This is a genomic window from Nocardia sp. CA-135953 (assembly GCF_050955735.1).
Lineage (GTDB): Bacteria > Actinomycetota > Actinomycetes > Mycobacteriales > Mycobacteriaceae > Nocardia.
Map to the genome: position 1 here is coordinate 7,256,428 of NZ_CP192082.1, position 14,408 is coordinate 7,270,835.

The window sequence follows — 14,408 nt, forward strand, 5'->3', positions numbered from 1 at the left end:
CACTTCGCACGGGCGGCTCCGGTGACGAGCGAGACACCGGGCTGGCAGTTCTGGATCGATCGGGGCGGCACATTTACCGACGTGGTGGCCCGTCGACCCGACGGCAAGCTCGTCACGCACAAGCTGCTCTCGGAGAATCCGGCGCGCTATGCCGACTCCGCGGTGGCGGGCATTCGCGAAATCCTCGCCGACGCGGGCGGCAGCGCCGATATAGACGCCGTGCGGATGGGCACAACGGTCGCGACCAACGCACTGCTCGAGCGCAAGGGCGAACGGACCGTGCTGGTCATCACCCGCGGCTTCCGCGATGCATTGCGCATCGCCTATCAGAATCGGCCGCAGATCTTCGCGCGCGAGATCGTGCTGCCTGAGTTGTTGCACGAGCACGTGATCGAGGTGGACGAGCGCGTCACGGCGGACGGAACGGTGCTGACTCCGCCGGATCTCGAGGCACTGACGGCCGAACTGAAGCCGTTGTACGACAGCGGTATCCGCGCCGTCGCCGTCGTCTGCATGCATTCGCATCTGTATCCCGAGCACGAAACGGCGATCGGCCGGGTCGCCCGCGAGATCGGATTTCCGCAGATCTCGCTGTCCAGCGAGGTGAGCCCGCTGATGAAGTTGGTGCCGCGCGGGGACACCACGGTGGTGGACGCCTACCTCTCACCGGTGCTGCGCCGCTACGTCCAGCAGGTCGCCGACCAGCTCACCGGTGTGCGGCTGATGTTCATGCAGTCCAATGGCGGACTCACCGAAGCCGGACAATTCCGCGGTAAGGACGCCATTCTGTCCGGTCCGGCGGGCGGCATCGTCGGCATGGTGCGGATGTCCGAACTCGCCGGATTCGACCGCGTCATCGGCTTCGACATGGGTGGAACCTCCACGGACGTATCGCATTTCGCGGGCGAGTACGAGCGGGTTTTCATCACCCGGATCGCCGGTGTCCGATTGCGCGCGCCGATGCTCGATATCCATACCGTGGCGGCGGGTGGCGGTTCGATCCTGCATTTCGACGGCAGCCGCTACCGCGTCGGACCCGATTCCGCGGGCGCGGCACCCGGGCCGGCCGGTTATCGCGGCGGCGGACCGCTGACGGTCACCGATGCCAATGTGATGCTCGGCCGCATCCAATCCGAGCATTTTCCAAGGGTTTTCGGGCCGGACGGCAACCAACCGCTCGATGATGCGCTGGTGCGCAACCGATTCGCGGAACTAGCCGCAGAAATCGCGGAGAGCACCGGCGACGATCGCACACCGGAGCAGGTCGCCGAGGGCTATCTCGAAATCGCGGTCGCCAATATCGCCGCCGCCATCAAGCGGATCTCGGTACAGAAGGGCCACGATGTGACCCGCTACGCGCTGACCACCTTCGGCGGCGCGGGCGGCCAACTCGCCTGCAAGGTGGCCGATTCCCTCGGCATTCGCACCGTTGTGGTGCCGCCGATGGCCGGTGTGCTCTCGGCCCTCGGTATCGGTCTCGCCGATACCACCGCCATGCGCGAGCGTTCGGTGGAGTTGCCGCTGCACGAGGAGTCGATGGACCGGGTCGGTGAGATCGCCGATGATCTGGAGGCCACCGCTCGCGCCGAACTACTCGGTGAGGATGTACCTGTGCACCGGGTGCGTATCGCGCGGCGCGCTCAGCTGCGCTACGACGGTACCGACACCACGCTCACCGTCGAACTCACCGAACCGGCGCAGATGGCAACGGATTTCGTCGAACGCCACCGCGGCACCTACTCCTTCGTACTGGACCGCCCGATCGTGATCGAGGCGCTCTCGGTCGAGGCGACCGGGCTCACCGAATCACCCGATCTCGCCGACCTGGCCGAACCGCGGGTAGCCACCAGCGAGCCGGAGTCGGTACAACTGCACACCGGTGGTGCTCGGCGTGCGGTATTCCTTTATCGGCGTGCGGAATTGGTGCCGAAGAAAGCAGTGCGCGGGCCCGCGATCATTACCGAGGCCAATTCCACCACGGTCGTCGACGACGGCTGGCAGGCCGTGGTGAACGACCTCGGACATCTGATCATGGAGCGGGTCGCGGCGGTGGCCGCACCGGAGGCGGGCACCGAAGCGGATCCGGTGCTGCTCGAGGTGTTCAACAATTTGTTCATGTCCATCGCCGAGCAGATGGGCGCGCGGCTGGAGTCGACCGCACAGTCGGTCAATATCAAAGAGCGCCTGGACTTCTCGTGCGCGCTCTTCGATCCCGACGGCAATCTCGTCGCCAACGCGCCGCATATTCCGGTCCATCTCGGATCGATGGGCACCAGCGTCAAGGAGGTCATCCGGCGCAGGCGGGCCGGGGGCATGCGCCCCGGCGACACCTATGCCGTCAACGATCCCTACCACGGCGGCACCCATCTGCCGGACGTCACGGTGATCACGCCGGTATTCGACACCACCGGTGCCCAGATCCTCTTCTATGTCGCCTCGCGGGGCCACCACGCCGAGATCGGTGGTATCGCGCCCGGTTCGATGCCGGCGAACAGCCGTCGCATCGAAGAGGAGGGGGTCATCTTCGACAACTGGCTGCTCGTCGAGGACGGCCGATTCCGCGAGGACGAGACGCTGCGCTTGCTCACCGAAGCGACGTACCCGTCCCGAAATCCGGCCACCAACCTCGCCGATCTGCGCGCCCAGATCGCCGCCAACGCCAAGGGCGTCGAAGAAGTCCGGAAGATGATCGAGCACTTCGGGCTCGATGTCGTCGAGGCGTATATGCGACATGTGCAGGACAATGCCGAGGAATCGGTGCGGCGCGTCATCGGTGCACTCGACGACGGCGAATACTCCTATGCGACCGACCTGGGTGCGACCATTCGCGTACGGGTCACGGTGGATCGGGAAAACCGCAGCGCCACCATCGATTTCAGTGGTACCTCCGGGCAGCTCGACGGTAACTTCAACGCGCCCTATGCCGTTGCGAACGCGGCCGTCCTGTACGTATTCCGGACGCTGGTCGCCGACGATATCCCGCTCAACGACGGCTGTCTGCGACCACTGCGGATCATCATGCCGCCCGGTTCTATGCTCGCGCCCGAACCGCCCGCCGCGGTTGTCGCGGGCAATGTCGAGACCTCCCAGGCGATTACCGGCGCACTGTACGCGGCGCTCGGTGTGCAGGCCGAGGGGTCGGGCACGATGAACAACATCACTTTCGGCAATGAACGCAGCCAGTACTACGAGACGATCGGATCCGGATCCGGTGCGGGCGACGGTTTCGACGGCGCGCCCGTGGTCCAGACCCACATGACCAACTCCCGGCTCACCGATCCGGAGGTGCTGGAGTGGCGGCTGCCGGTACTGCTCGAGGAGTTCTCGGTACGCGCTGGGAGCGGAGGCACCGGTCGATGGCGCGGTGGCGACGGTGCAGTGCGTCGGCTGCGATTCACCGAAGCGGTGACCGTCTCGACGCTGTCGAGCCATCGCCGGGTGCCACCGTACGGCATGGCGGGCGGCGCGCCCGGTGCCCTCGGCCGAAACCGGATCGAGCGTGCCGATGGCACGGTGCAGGACCTGAGCGGGGCGGATTCGGCGCATCTCGACCCGGGAGATGTGCTGGTCATCGAGACGCCAGGCGGTGGCGGGTACGGGAACTGATCATGTTCGACGCAGCGCCCTGGCATGCTCTCGCGAGTGAGACAGATCACATTCGAGTGTGTCACGTCGAGGGGGGTCAGCTGTCTACGGCGCGGGCGGCACGGAAACCGTAGTCGAGACCCCCTATCCGAATACGCACAATTTGCCCACTTCGTCACACCCGCGAACGTGGTCGGGCGCGCCGGCGCCAAGTACGCTCGGAGCAATCATGGCCACGTACTTCGATCCGACGTCATGGTCACCGATGCGGGCCGTCGACATGGGTAAACGCCTCTTCGACCAATCATTGCTCGAGCAATGGCTCGCCTACACCACCGCATGGGTGGATCCACTGGCCGACTTCGGCGCGGGTACGGTGACCGCGCTCATGCCGGACGTGCTGATGACCGTGCTCAGCGAGGGCATTCTCAGCCGGTTCGGCGGCCAGGAGGTCAGCGCCACCCTGCTCGGCCACGACCTGCACGCCACCCTGCAGGTGCTCGAGGTGCGCAGACGCGGCGCGCATTTCCAGACCAAGACCGTGCTGTCCCGGCTGCGCTGCGACGACTACCCGATCGAACGGGTCACCGTGATCGCGCACGGCGTCCGGCTGGTGCCCGGTGTACCGACGAAGGCACGCGTGCAGCAGCTGGATCTGAACGGAACCGTCACCACCGAGGCGCTCGTCGGTTGGCTCGATACCCAGCAGCGCGATTGGAAACTCGACATCGACGCGAGCGGATTGATCCGGGCGAAGCATCGCAAACGCCGGATCAGCGCGCTGGTGGAGGCGCAGGTGCGCGACAACCTGCTGACCGTCGATATCCACCGGGCGAACTGGCTGGGCATCCGGATTCCGCGCAAGCTGATCACCGCGCCGGCGATCCTGCTGGATCGACTACCGAACGACGCACGCATCGTGCACGCCACCCGCGAGGGCGATCTGGTCCGGTTCCGGGTGGAGCTGCCGGGGATCACCGGATCGTTCGATCTGGCACAGATCCGCTCGGCCATCGTGGCGGGTACCACGCTGATCATCTTCTGATCGACCGGCGAATTCCCTATCCGACCTGGTCTTTCCACCATTCCAGCAATGCGGCCCCTGCCTCGTCCCGGCTGAGCGGTCCGCGATCCAGGCGCAACTCCTTCAGGAAGCGCCACGCCTTGCCGACCTCTGGACCCGCGGGAATGCCGAGCAGTTCCATGATCGCGTTACCGTCCAGGTCCGGACGCACCCGATCCAGATCCTCCTGCTCCTGCAGTCCGGCGATCCGCGTCTCCAGCTCGTCATAGGTTGCGCGCAACGCGGCGGCGCGACGCTTATTGCGGGTGGTGCAGTCGGCGCGGACCAGTTTGTGCAGCCGAGGAAGCAGGTCATCGGCGTCGGTGACGTAGCGGCGCACCGCCGAATCGGTCCACTGTCCCTTGCCGTAGCCGTGAAAACGCAAGTGCAGGAACACCAGTCGCGCCACGTCCTCGGTGAACTGCTTGGGGTACTTGAGCGCGCGCATCCGCTTGCGCACCATCTTCGCGCCGACCACCTCATGGTGATGGAAGCTGACGCCGCCCGGTTCATTGCGCTTGGTATCGGGCTTGCCGATGTCGTGCAGCAGCGCGGCCCAGCGCAGCACCAGATCCGGATCGCCCTCTTCCAGGTCGATTGCCTGCTGCAACACGGTCAGCGAATGCCAGTAGACATCCTTGTGCTGGTGGTGCTCGTCGATCTCCAGCTTCATCGCGGGCACCTCGGGCAGCACCAGCTGGGCCAGACCCGTCTCGCACATGACATTGATGCCATCGATCGGATGCGCGGAGGCGATGAGTTTATCCAGTTCGGTGCGCACCCGCTCCGCGGTGATCCGCTCCAACTCACCCGCCATCGCGACGATCGCGACCCGCACCCGCGGCTCCAGTTCGAAGCCGAGCTGCGCGACGAAACGCGCCGCCCGCAGCATGCGCAGCGGATCGTCGTTGAACGAATCCTCCGGCGCCGCAGGCGTATCCAGCACTCCGGCGAGCAGCGCGTCCATCCCGCCGAGCGGATCGACGAACTCCAGCGACCCGTCGGCCCCGATCTTCACCGCCATCGCATTGACCGTGAAATCACGACGCACCAGATCACCCTCGAGCGAATCACCGAAGGTGACCTCGGGATTGCGCGACACCCGGTCATAGGTATCGCTGCGGAAGGTGGTGATCTCCAATTGCTGATCGGCCTTCGACGCACTCACCGTGCCGAACGCCAACCCGCCGGTATCCCACAGATGATCGGCCCACCCGCGCAACAACTCCTGCACCCGCTCGGGCCTGGCATCGGTGGTGAAATCCAGATCCGTCCCCAACCGCCCGAGCACCGCATCGCGCACACTGCCCCCGACCAGGTACAACTCATACCCCCGCGCCGCGAACAACTCGCCCAGCGGCGTCAACACATCGGACAACCGTCCCAGCGTGACCGCGGCCGCGGCCAGTAATCGGGTACGTCGATCCAACGCTGCATCCTCGGACTTGGGCGAAACCACGAAGTAGCAGCTTACCGAGCCCACACAACCGATATTCCCGCGCAGCCCCCACAGATATATAAGGCCTAGCGCATGAGGCGAGCTGGAGATGCCGAACACAACCATCCAGAACCCACGCTCACCACGCATACTCGAATCGCGACTTCGGCGGCTTACCCAGCCACGACGGAGCGAGTCTTACGAGCGACCGTTCGCGGCCCGTCTCGCGTCCGAGCGGCCGAAGCGATGCGCCGCAGGCGCGAGTCTCGGCCGCTCGGACGCGAGACACCAGGGGGCCGCGAACACTCAGCGCCGCAGGCGCTGAAAAATAGACACAGTAGGATTGCGTGGTGTCTCCGGCCGATCGCGCGAACAGTCGACGCCGCCAGCCCCGGCGCCGCGGTTCGGCCGCCAACGCGGCGAAACCGCGCATGCGCACGGTACGAGAAACCTCGGCGGGCGGACTCGTCGTCGACGGGTTGGACGGGCCGAGCGATAAACGCAGTGCGGCGCTGATCGGGCGGACCGACCGGCGTGGCAGACTGCTGTGGTCGCTGCCCAAGGGACATATCGAAGAGGGGGAGACGCCCGAGCAGACCGCGATCCGGGAGGTCGCCGAGGAGACCGGAATCAATGGGATAGTGGTTGCCGAACTCGGCAGCATCGACTACTGGTTCGTCACCGAGGGTCGCCGGGTACACAAGACCGTGCATCATTATCTGCTGCGCTCCATCGGTGGTGAGCTCTCCGATGCCGACGTCGAGGTCACGCAGGTGGCGTGGGTTCCGTTGAGCGAATTGGATTCTCGGCTCGCCTATGCCGATGAGCGGCGCCTCGCCGAAGTAGCGAACCGGATGATCGACCGGATGGAGACCGGCAAGAGATGACCCAGACTTTCCGGCATCGCGCAGCGATTCCGTGGGGGGTGGTGGTCGGGCGACGGGTAGGCCTGTTCCGGATCATCGCGGCGGTCCTGACCATTCTCGGCTCGGCGACGGCGGTCCCGGTACTGCTCGCCCAGCCCGCCGCCGCCCAGCCGACGACGCCGAATAGTTCGTCGTCGCCGAAATTCCTGAAGCTGACCCTGGATTCCGTCAATCCGTCCGCGGTGACCACCACCAGCGATCCGACGCTGACGGTCGCGGGCACCGTCACCAATATCGGCGATCGGGTAGTCGAGGACATCAGTGTCCGCATCCAACGCGCCGCTGCGGTGTCGGCACCGAGCGCGCTGCGCTCGACTCTGCGCTTGGACCAGGTCAACTACGACGTGACCGGTCCGTTCGAAGATGTCGCCGACCGTTTGAGTCCCGGCCAGCGCAAACAGTTCACGATCAGCATCGCGTTGCGCTCCGGCGGTACGGCCGCGCTCGATATCACCAAGCCCGGCGTTTATCCGCTGCTGCTGAATGTCAACGGGGAACCGGCCTACGGCACCCAGGCCCGCCTCGACGACGCACGGTTCCTGCTCCCGGTGCTTGGTGTACCGCCCGCAGTCGATATCAGCTCGCCGGTGCCCGCCGCGCCTGATACCCCTTTGGCGACGACGCTGCTGTGGCCGCTGGCCGACCGTCCTCGGCTGGTCGCCGGTGTCACCGGCCCGCTCAATGGAAAGGCCGAGCTCACCGACGACGAACTGGCCGCATCGCTGGGCAAGGGCGGGCGGCTGGACCAATTGCTCGGCACCTTGGAATCGGTGCTCGGCACCAACCCGGCCAGTCGTGATCGCACGCTGAACTCGGCGGTCTGCATCACGATCGATCCCGATCTGCTGATCACCGCACAGGTGATGACCAAGGGTTATCGCGTACTGGCCAGCCCATCCGATCCAGACGGTGCGACCAGGGCAGGTACCGGCGCCGATCAGGCCCAGACCTGGCTGGACCGATTGCGCGCGGTCGCCGCGTCGACCTGCACGGTCGCACTGCCGTTCGCACAGGTCGATATCACGGCATTGGCCGCGGTCAACGATGCCGAACTGTCCACGCGAGCGTTGAACGACCCCGCCGATATCGTCGATTCGATTCTCGCCACCAAATCGGTGCGCGGGGTCAGCGTGCCGGATTCCGGCAGTATCGATGAGAGCGCGGGAATGTTGTTGCGCGGCCACGGTTTCGGGACCGCGGTGCTGGCCGATAACGCCGCCGTCCCGCTCGGCACCGCCGGTACCTCGACAGATTCGCAGCCGATCACCACCGGACGCGGCGGCGCCGGTAGTCAGGGCAGCACCAACCTGACCACCTCGAGTCAGCCGCTGCCGGAGACGAGCACGCCGGATATGGTCCGGCTCGCCGAGATCTCCCCGGCACCCGTCACGCCGGAACCGGCACCGGAACCACAGACCAGCGCCACACCGAGCACATCCGCGACGAGCACGTCCGCCCCGACGACGAGTGCGGCCCCCTCCGGCACTCAGGCCCCGCCCGCTGATCCGGCACTGCACGCGGCGACCTTCGATATCTGGTCCGCGACCGCCCTCGCCGCCGTCGGCTCCAACCCGCCCACCCCGTCGTTCACCCCCGCACGCGTCCGCTACGACGTCACCAACGACTCCAGGATGGCCCGCCTGCAGGACGCGCTCGGCGCCATCACCTGGTCCGCGCTGAACCCGGACCCGAGCCGCCCGCACTCACTGCTGCTGGTGCCGCCGCAGCAGTGGAGCGCGAACCGGGAAGAGGCCACCGCGATCCTGAAGCAGGTCGACCTGCTGCTGCACAACAACCTCGCGACGCCGCGCACGCTCGCCGAGCTGGTCGCCGAATCGCCCGATGCACAACCTCACGAACCCGACTATCTGCCGCAGGCCGCCCATGACGCGGTTCCGGACCGCTTCGTGCTCCCGGTCCGCGACCAGGGTCGCCGGATCACCGATCTCATGCGTTCGCTCGTCGAGGTGCCCGAGACCGAGCCGACGCCGAACCAATATCTGACCCCGTTGCGCGACGGTCTGCTGCGCGTCCTGACCCTCTCCGACCGGCGCTCCGGCGATTCCGCACAGCCGGACACCTATGCGCAGCGCCGACTCGACCAGACGACACGCACACTGGACCGGCTCTACGGTTCGGTCACCGTGCTGCCGCCCGGCGGAGTGTACACCTTGGCCTCCGAACAGAGCCCATTGCTATTGGTCGCACGCAACGATCTGCCGGTCGCCATCCGGGTCCGGTTCCGGATCGAGGCACCGACGGAGACGAAGATCACCGATCCGGGCGAGGAGACGCTGCCGCCCACCGGTAGCCGGTCGTTCCAGATCCCGACCGAGGTCACCGATAGCCGTAACCTGGTCATTCCGATCTCCCTTACCACGTCCGACGGTGTCCCACTCGGCAATCCCACCTCGGTCTCGGTGCGTTCGAACGCTTACGGTCAGACCTTGGCAATAATTACGGCGTGTGCCGGAATACTGCTGTTCCTGTTGGCCGGGCGCCGGTTGTTGCGCCGGTTCCGCGGACAGCCGGATCCGGCCGACGAGGGTTTCGATCCGGGCACCCGACGCCGGGTGAACAGGTACCGACGGGCGCGCAGGCGCGTCCTACAGCAGCAGGAGCAGCAGGAGGCGGGATGACGACGAGGACACCTCGCTCGTGCTCGGCTGTCATCGCTGTGTTGATTCGACCGACCTGCAAGCAGTCGGTCGCCTCTGATCGGTACCCGACCTCGCACCACTCATGGCATCGTGGAGGACAATCGCGTAACCCCCTGGGCGTCATCGGCCCGGCGGCGGGGGATGACACGGCGAGGGAGGCACGATGAGCGACGATGATCTATCCGCTCATCGGCAACCACCTGTTGATCGGCCCGACGGACTCCAGGCCCGCCGGGCACCTTCGGCGCCGTGGGAACGTCAACTGGCGCAGCCACCGGCAGCACCGGAGGACGCGGATATGACTCCCGACGAACGTTTCGGCGATTCGCCGCACTTACCGCAGGTGAGTCGGCTGAGTCAGCCGCAGCGACCGGTGCCGCCGCCGCGTCCGGCACCCCGTGTCGCGCAACCGCCGACCGGACCGATGGCACCGCCCTCCGGCGCATTGCCCAGGCAACCCCGGCCGCAGCAGCGGCCGGTACCCCGTCCTCCGCAATATCCGGAACCGCAGCAATATCCCGAACCGCGGCCGCATCCGGCTCAGCAGGCCCATCCGGGTCAGCGGCAATACCCGGCGCCGCCACAGCGGCCCGGTCCGGCCCGGCCGCGTCCGATGCCGCCCGGTCAACAGATGCCGCCCGGTCAACAGATGCCGTCCGGTCAACCGGTACCTGGACCGCCGGGGGCACCGCCTCGGGTTCCGCCCCAGCGTTTCGCGCCGCCGCCGAGCTACCAGGCGCCGCGACCGAGCTATCAGACACCGCCGCCACAGCCCCCGGCGACGCGGCAGCCGCCGATCGAACAGCAGCGACCGATCCAACAGCAGGGACCGGTCGAGCGCCAGCAACCCGTCGAACGGCGGCAACCGGTAGAACAGCCGCAACGTCCGGCTCCCCGGGAAGCGGCCAGACCACGGACCCAGGAACGGCCCGCATCGGGCCCGGTCGCCACCGAAACCAAACAGAACGCGAGTTCGCGTCTGCTGCGCGACTCCGGATCGATCGCGATCGCCACCCTGATCAGCCGCGTCACCGGCTTCGGCAAACAGCTGTTGTTGCTGACCGCGCTCGGCCCGGCCGTCGCCAGTGCTTACACCTCGGCCAACCTGATCCCGAACATGATCACCGAGCTCGTCCTCGGCGCGGTCTTGACCGCGATGGTGGTGCCGACGCTGGTGCGCGCCGAACAGGAGGACGACGACGGGGGCGTCGCATTCGTCCGCAGGCTGGTCACCGCCGCCTTCGCGGTGCTCGCCGCGGCCACACTCTTCGCCGCGGCGGCGACGCCGTTGCTGGCGACCCGGGTCTTCGTCTCCTCGGACGGCAAGGTCAATACCGAACTGACCACGGCCCTGACCTATCTACTGGTGCCCGCCATCCTGTTCTACGGCATGTCGGCGCTGCTCACGGCGATCCTCAATACCCGGCACAACTTCAAACCCGGGGCGTGGGCGCCGGTGCTGAACAACCTCGTCGTGCTGGTCGTGCTCGGTCTCTATGCCCTCACGCCGGGCGAGATCACACTTGATCCGGTCCGGATGAGCGATCCGAAACTGCTGGTCCTCGGCGGCGGCATCACCCTCGGTGTGGCCACCCAGGCGCTGAGCCTGCTGCCCGCGATCAAGCGCAATCAGATCGATCTGCGGCCGCTGTGGGGTATCGACGCGCGACTCAAGCAGTTCGGCAAGATGGGTTCGGCCATCATCCTGTACGTGGTGATCAGCCAGATCGGTCTGATCGTCTCGAACCACATCGCCTCGACGGCCGACGAAGCAGGCCCGGCGATCTATACCAATGCCTGGCTGCTGCTCCAACTGCCCTACGGCGTGCTCGGTGTCACGCTGCTCACCGCGATCATGCCGCGGCTGAGCCGCAACGCGGCCGCCGATGACACCCCCGCAGTCGTCGACGATCTGTCCGTCGCGACCCGCTTGACGATGATCGCCCTCGTTCCGGTGGTCACCTTCCTGACGCTGGCCGGCCCGCAGGTCGGCGAGGCACTGTTCGGCTATGCGCGGTTCACCGGCGACGCCGCGCGCCTGGGCGAGGCGGTCAGCTGGTCGGCCTTCACGCTGATTCCGTACTCCCTGGTGCTCATCCATCTGCGCGTTTTCTACGCGAGAGAGCAGGCATGGACGCCGACCTGGATCATCCTCGCCATCACGACGATCAAGATCCTGTTCTCGGCGCTGGCGCCTGCGCTGGCGAGCGACAGCGGTCAGGTCGTGAAAATCCTGGGTGTCGCGACCGGACTGGGCTTCCTGGCCGGTGCCGTCATCGGCGGCTATCTGTTGCATAAGAGCCTCGGCGATTTGCGCATGGTCAATGTCGGACGCACGGTTACCCGCGTCCTGCTGTCCTCGATCGCGGGTGGCGCCGTGATGCTCATCGTCGACAAGGTGCTCGGACTCGACCGCCTCTCCGGCGGACCCGGCTCGCTGATCCGGGTGATCGTATCGGCCATCGTGATGTTCGCGGTCGCCTTCGGGCTGATGCGCCTGGCCGGTATCCCGGAGATCGTCGCGATCACCGTCGCCGTCTCCCGGCGCCTCGGCTTCACCCCGCCCGCACCCGATCTCGATCTCGAGGGTCCGGCCGAGGACGAGTACGCGACACAGGTATTCCGGCGGCCCGAGCCGTATGTGGCATACCCTGGTTTCGACCCGTACATGGATGCCCAAACCATGGTGCTACCCGTGATCCGAGCTCATACCGTTGACAGCACCGGTATGGGTGAGTTCCCGTACCCTGTTCGGCAGAGAAGCACAGGTGGCGAGTTCGCCGGAACTTCGACATATCAGGGCGAAGGAGGAACGAGGGTGAGCGACGACGCGGTGCCGGGCGGCGTCCCAGCCGCCGAATCTGCTGCGACCAAGGCAGGCGGGCTCTCCACAGATGTTCCGCCCGCCGGGGAGGCCTCCGATCTCGCATACGCGAATCAGGGTGCCGATAGCGGTCCGCCGGAGCACGATTCGGCGCCCGGATCCGGTGAGCAACCGCGGGAGGCCCCGCAGCGCGATCCGATGTACGACACCGGGATGATCCCGATCCCGCCGCAGCTACCGCCGATGGACGACACGGGTCGAAGAACGCCGCGCGGCCCCAAGTTGATTCCGGGCGCTTCCGTAGCGGGCGGCCGCTACCGGCTGCTCGCGAGTCACGGTGGATCCCGCGGACTCAAGTTCTGGCAGGCGCTCGATATCAAGCTCGACCGCGAGGTCGCGCTCACCTTCGTCGATGCCGATCAGAAGGCGACCGACAACTCCGGTCACGACGGTCCGCAGGCCATCCTGTCGCGCACGCTGCGCCTGGGCCGGATCAACTCGCCGGGCCTGGCTCGCGTACTCGATGTGGTGCGTGGCAGCTCCGGCGGCATCGTGGTGGCCGAATGGACTCCGGGTCGCTCGCTGCGCGAAATGGCCGAGACGGTGCCGTCACCGATCGGTGCCGCGCGTGCCATCCGGGCTTTGGCCTCGGCCGCCGAATTGGCCCATCGCGGCGGCGGCTCGCTGTCCATCGACCATCCGGACCGGGTCCGGATCAGTGCCACCGGTGACGCGGTGCTCGCGTTCCCGGGCACGCTGTCCGATTCCGACGCGCAATCCGATGTGCGCGGCCTCGGCGCCATGCTCTACGCGCTGATCACCGCTCGCTGGCCGATCCGCGCCGGTGGCATGACCGGCACGGCAGCGACGGTAGGCGGTCTGCGGCTGGCCGATTTCGGTTCCGATGGCACCCCCGTCGAACCACGGCAGATCCGGCCCGAGGTGCCGTTCGAGATCTCGGCGGTGGCGGTCCGTTCGCTGGAATCGAATAAGGGCGTACGCACCGCTGCGACCGTGCAGCATGTGCTCGAACAGGCCTCGGTGGTCGATCAGAAGACCGATTTCATCCCGGTGCTGCGCCTCGGTCAGCGTCCGTCGAGTGGTGCCGAGGAATCGCTCGCCGATCCGGAATTGCTTGCGGCGGAACGCGAACGCTCGCAGCGGATGATGTGGATCATGGTCGGGCTCGGCATTCTGGCCGCGCTCGTGGTCGGCATCATCATCTGGTGGATGGTCAGTGTCTTCGCGCCGAGCGCCTCGGACGCACCGCTCAACGAGCAGCGCAATATCGGGCTCACCACGAACAGTTCACCCGCGCCCGCGCCCACCTCCGGTGGTACGACAGGGACGGCCGCGGGCGGGGTGCCGGTTCCGGTGACGGGTGTGTCGGTGTTCTCCCCGGAGGGCACACCGGACAATGTCAGCGGTACCGGTGCGGTGCTCGATCACGATCCGGGCACCGTCTGGCGCACCGATCAGTACTTCCAGCAGTTCCCGGCGCTGAAGAAGGGCGTCGGGCTGCTGGCCACCCTGCCGAGTCCGGCCAAGCTGACGAGCGTCTCGATCGAATCGCCGAGTACGGGCACCTCGGTCGAGATCCGCACCTCCCCGACGGCCTCGCCCACGCTGGACCAGACCCAGCTGATCGGCTCGGCGCGACTAGAGAACGGCATTACCGAAATCCCGGTCCGCAGCGATCAGGCGGCCCGCTATGTGCTCGTATGGATCACCGGACTCGGCAATTCCGGTGGCCAGTTCCAGACCTCGATCGCCGACTTGCGTTTCGACGCCGCGCCGTAAGCCCGCTCAGCTCTGCCTCTCACCGCACGTGTCCGCCCCGTGCTCATCCGCCTCCCCGAATCTTCAGGCCGTACAAGTAAGTGCCGCGACGGCTGCGTTCAAATCCAGCGTC

General features: G+C 66.7%; 6 protein-coding genes. 5 read left to right on the forward strand and 1 reads right to left on the reverse strand.

Annotation, left to right across the window (positions count from 1 at the left end):
* Positions 1 to 21: 21 nt before the first annotated feature.
* Entirely contained in the window at positions 22 to 3,606 is a 3,585-nt protein-coding gene (locus ACQPXH_RS32965; RefSeq protein WP_433600285.1) for a hydantoinase B/oxoprolinase family protein, read from the forward strand.
* 208 nt (positions 3,607 to 3,814) lie between these two features.
* Complete coding sequence (locus ACQPXH_RS32970) at positions 3,815 to 4,630, forward strand: hypothetical protein (protein WP_433600286.1); 816 nt, start codon at positions 3,815 to 3,817, stop codon at positions 4,628 to 4,630.
* A 16-nt stretch (positions 4,631 to 4,646) separates the two neighbouring features.
* Here ACQPXH_RS32970 and ACQPXH_RS32975 read toward each other — a convergent pair whose 3' ends face one another.
* Positions 4,647 to 6,077, reverse strand: coding sequence for a CCA tRNA nucleotidyltransferase (locus ACQPXH_RS32975; protein WP_433600287.1), 1,431 nt, complete (start codon positions 6,075 to 6,077; stop codon positions 4,647 to 4,649).
* A gap of 359 nt (positions 6,078 to 6,436) precedes the next feature.
* Between ACQPXH_RS32975 and ACQPXH_RS32980 the strand changes: the two genes are divergently transcribed.
* The 3 genes from ACQPXH_RS32980 (at position 6,437) to ACQPXH_RS32990 (ending at position 14,296) form a co-directional block, all read left to right on the forward strand.
* Entirely contained in the window at positions 6,437 to 6,973 is a 537-nt protein-coding gene (locus ACQPXH_RS32980; RefSeq protein WP_062981726.1) for an NUDIX hydrolase, read from the forward strand.
* Positions 6,970 to 9,651, forward strand: a complete 2,682-nt coding sequence (locus ACQPXH_RS32985; RefSeq protein ID WP_433600288.1) for a DUF6049 family protein — start codon at positions 6,970 to 6,972, stop codon at positions 9,649 to 9,651. The genes ACQPXH_RS32980 and ACQPXH_RS32985 overlap by 4 nt, the downstream gene beginning before the upstream one ends.
* Before the next feature lie 184 nt (positions 9,652 to 9,835).
* Positions 9,836 to 14,296 (forward strand): lipid II flippase MurJ, encoded by a 4,461-nt coding sequence (locus tag ACQPXH_RS32990; RefSeq protein ID WP_433600289.1) that lies wholly within the window; start codon positions 9,836 to 9,838, stop codon positions 14,294 to 14,296.
* Positions 14,297 to 14,408 lie beyond the last annotated feature (112 nt).

Excerpts from the sequence above, each read along its gene's own strand:
- ACQPXH_RS32985 (WP_433600288.1), top strand. The coding sequence starts at position 6,970 with ATGACCCAGACTTTCCGGCATCGCGCAGCGATTCCGTGGGGGGTGGTG.
- ACQPXH_RS32990 (WP_433600289.1), top strand. The coding sequence starts at position 9,836 with ATGAGCGACGATGATCTATCCGCTCATCGGCAACCACCTGTTGATCGG.
- ACQPXH_RS32970 (WP_433600286.1), top strand. The coding sequence starts at position 3,815 with ATGGCCACGTACTTCGATCCGACGTCATGGTCACCGATGCGGGCCGTC.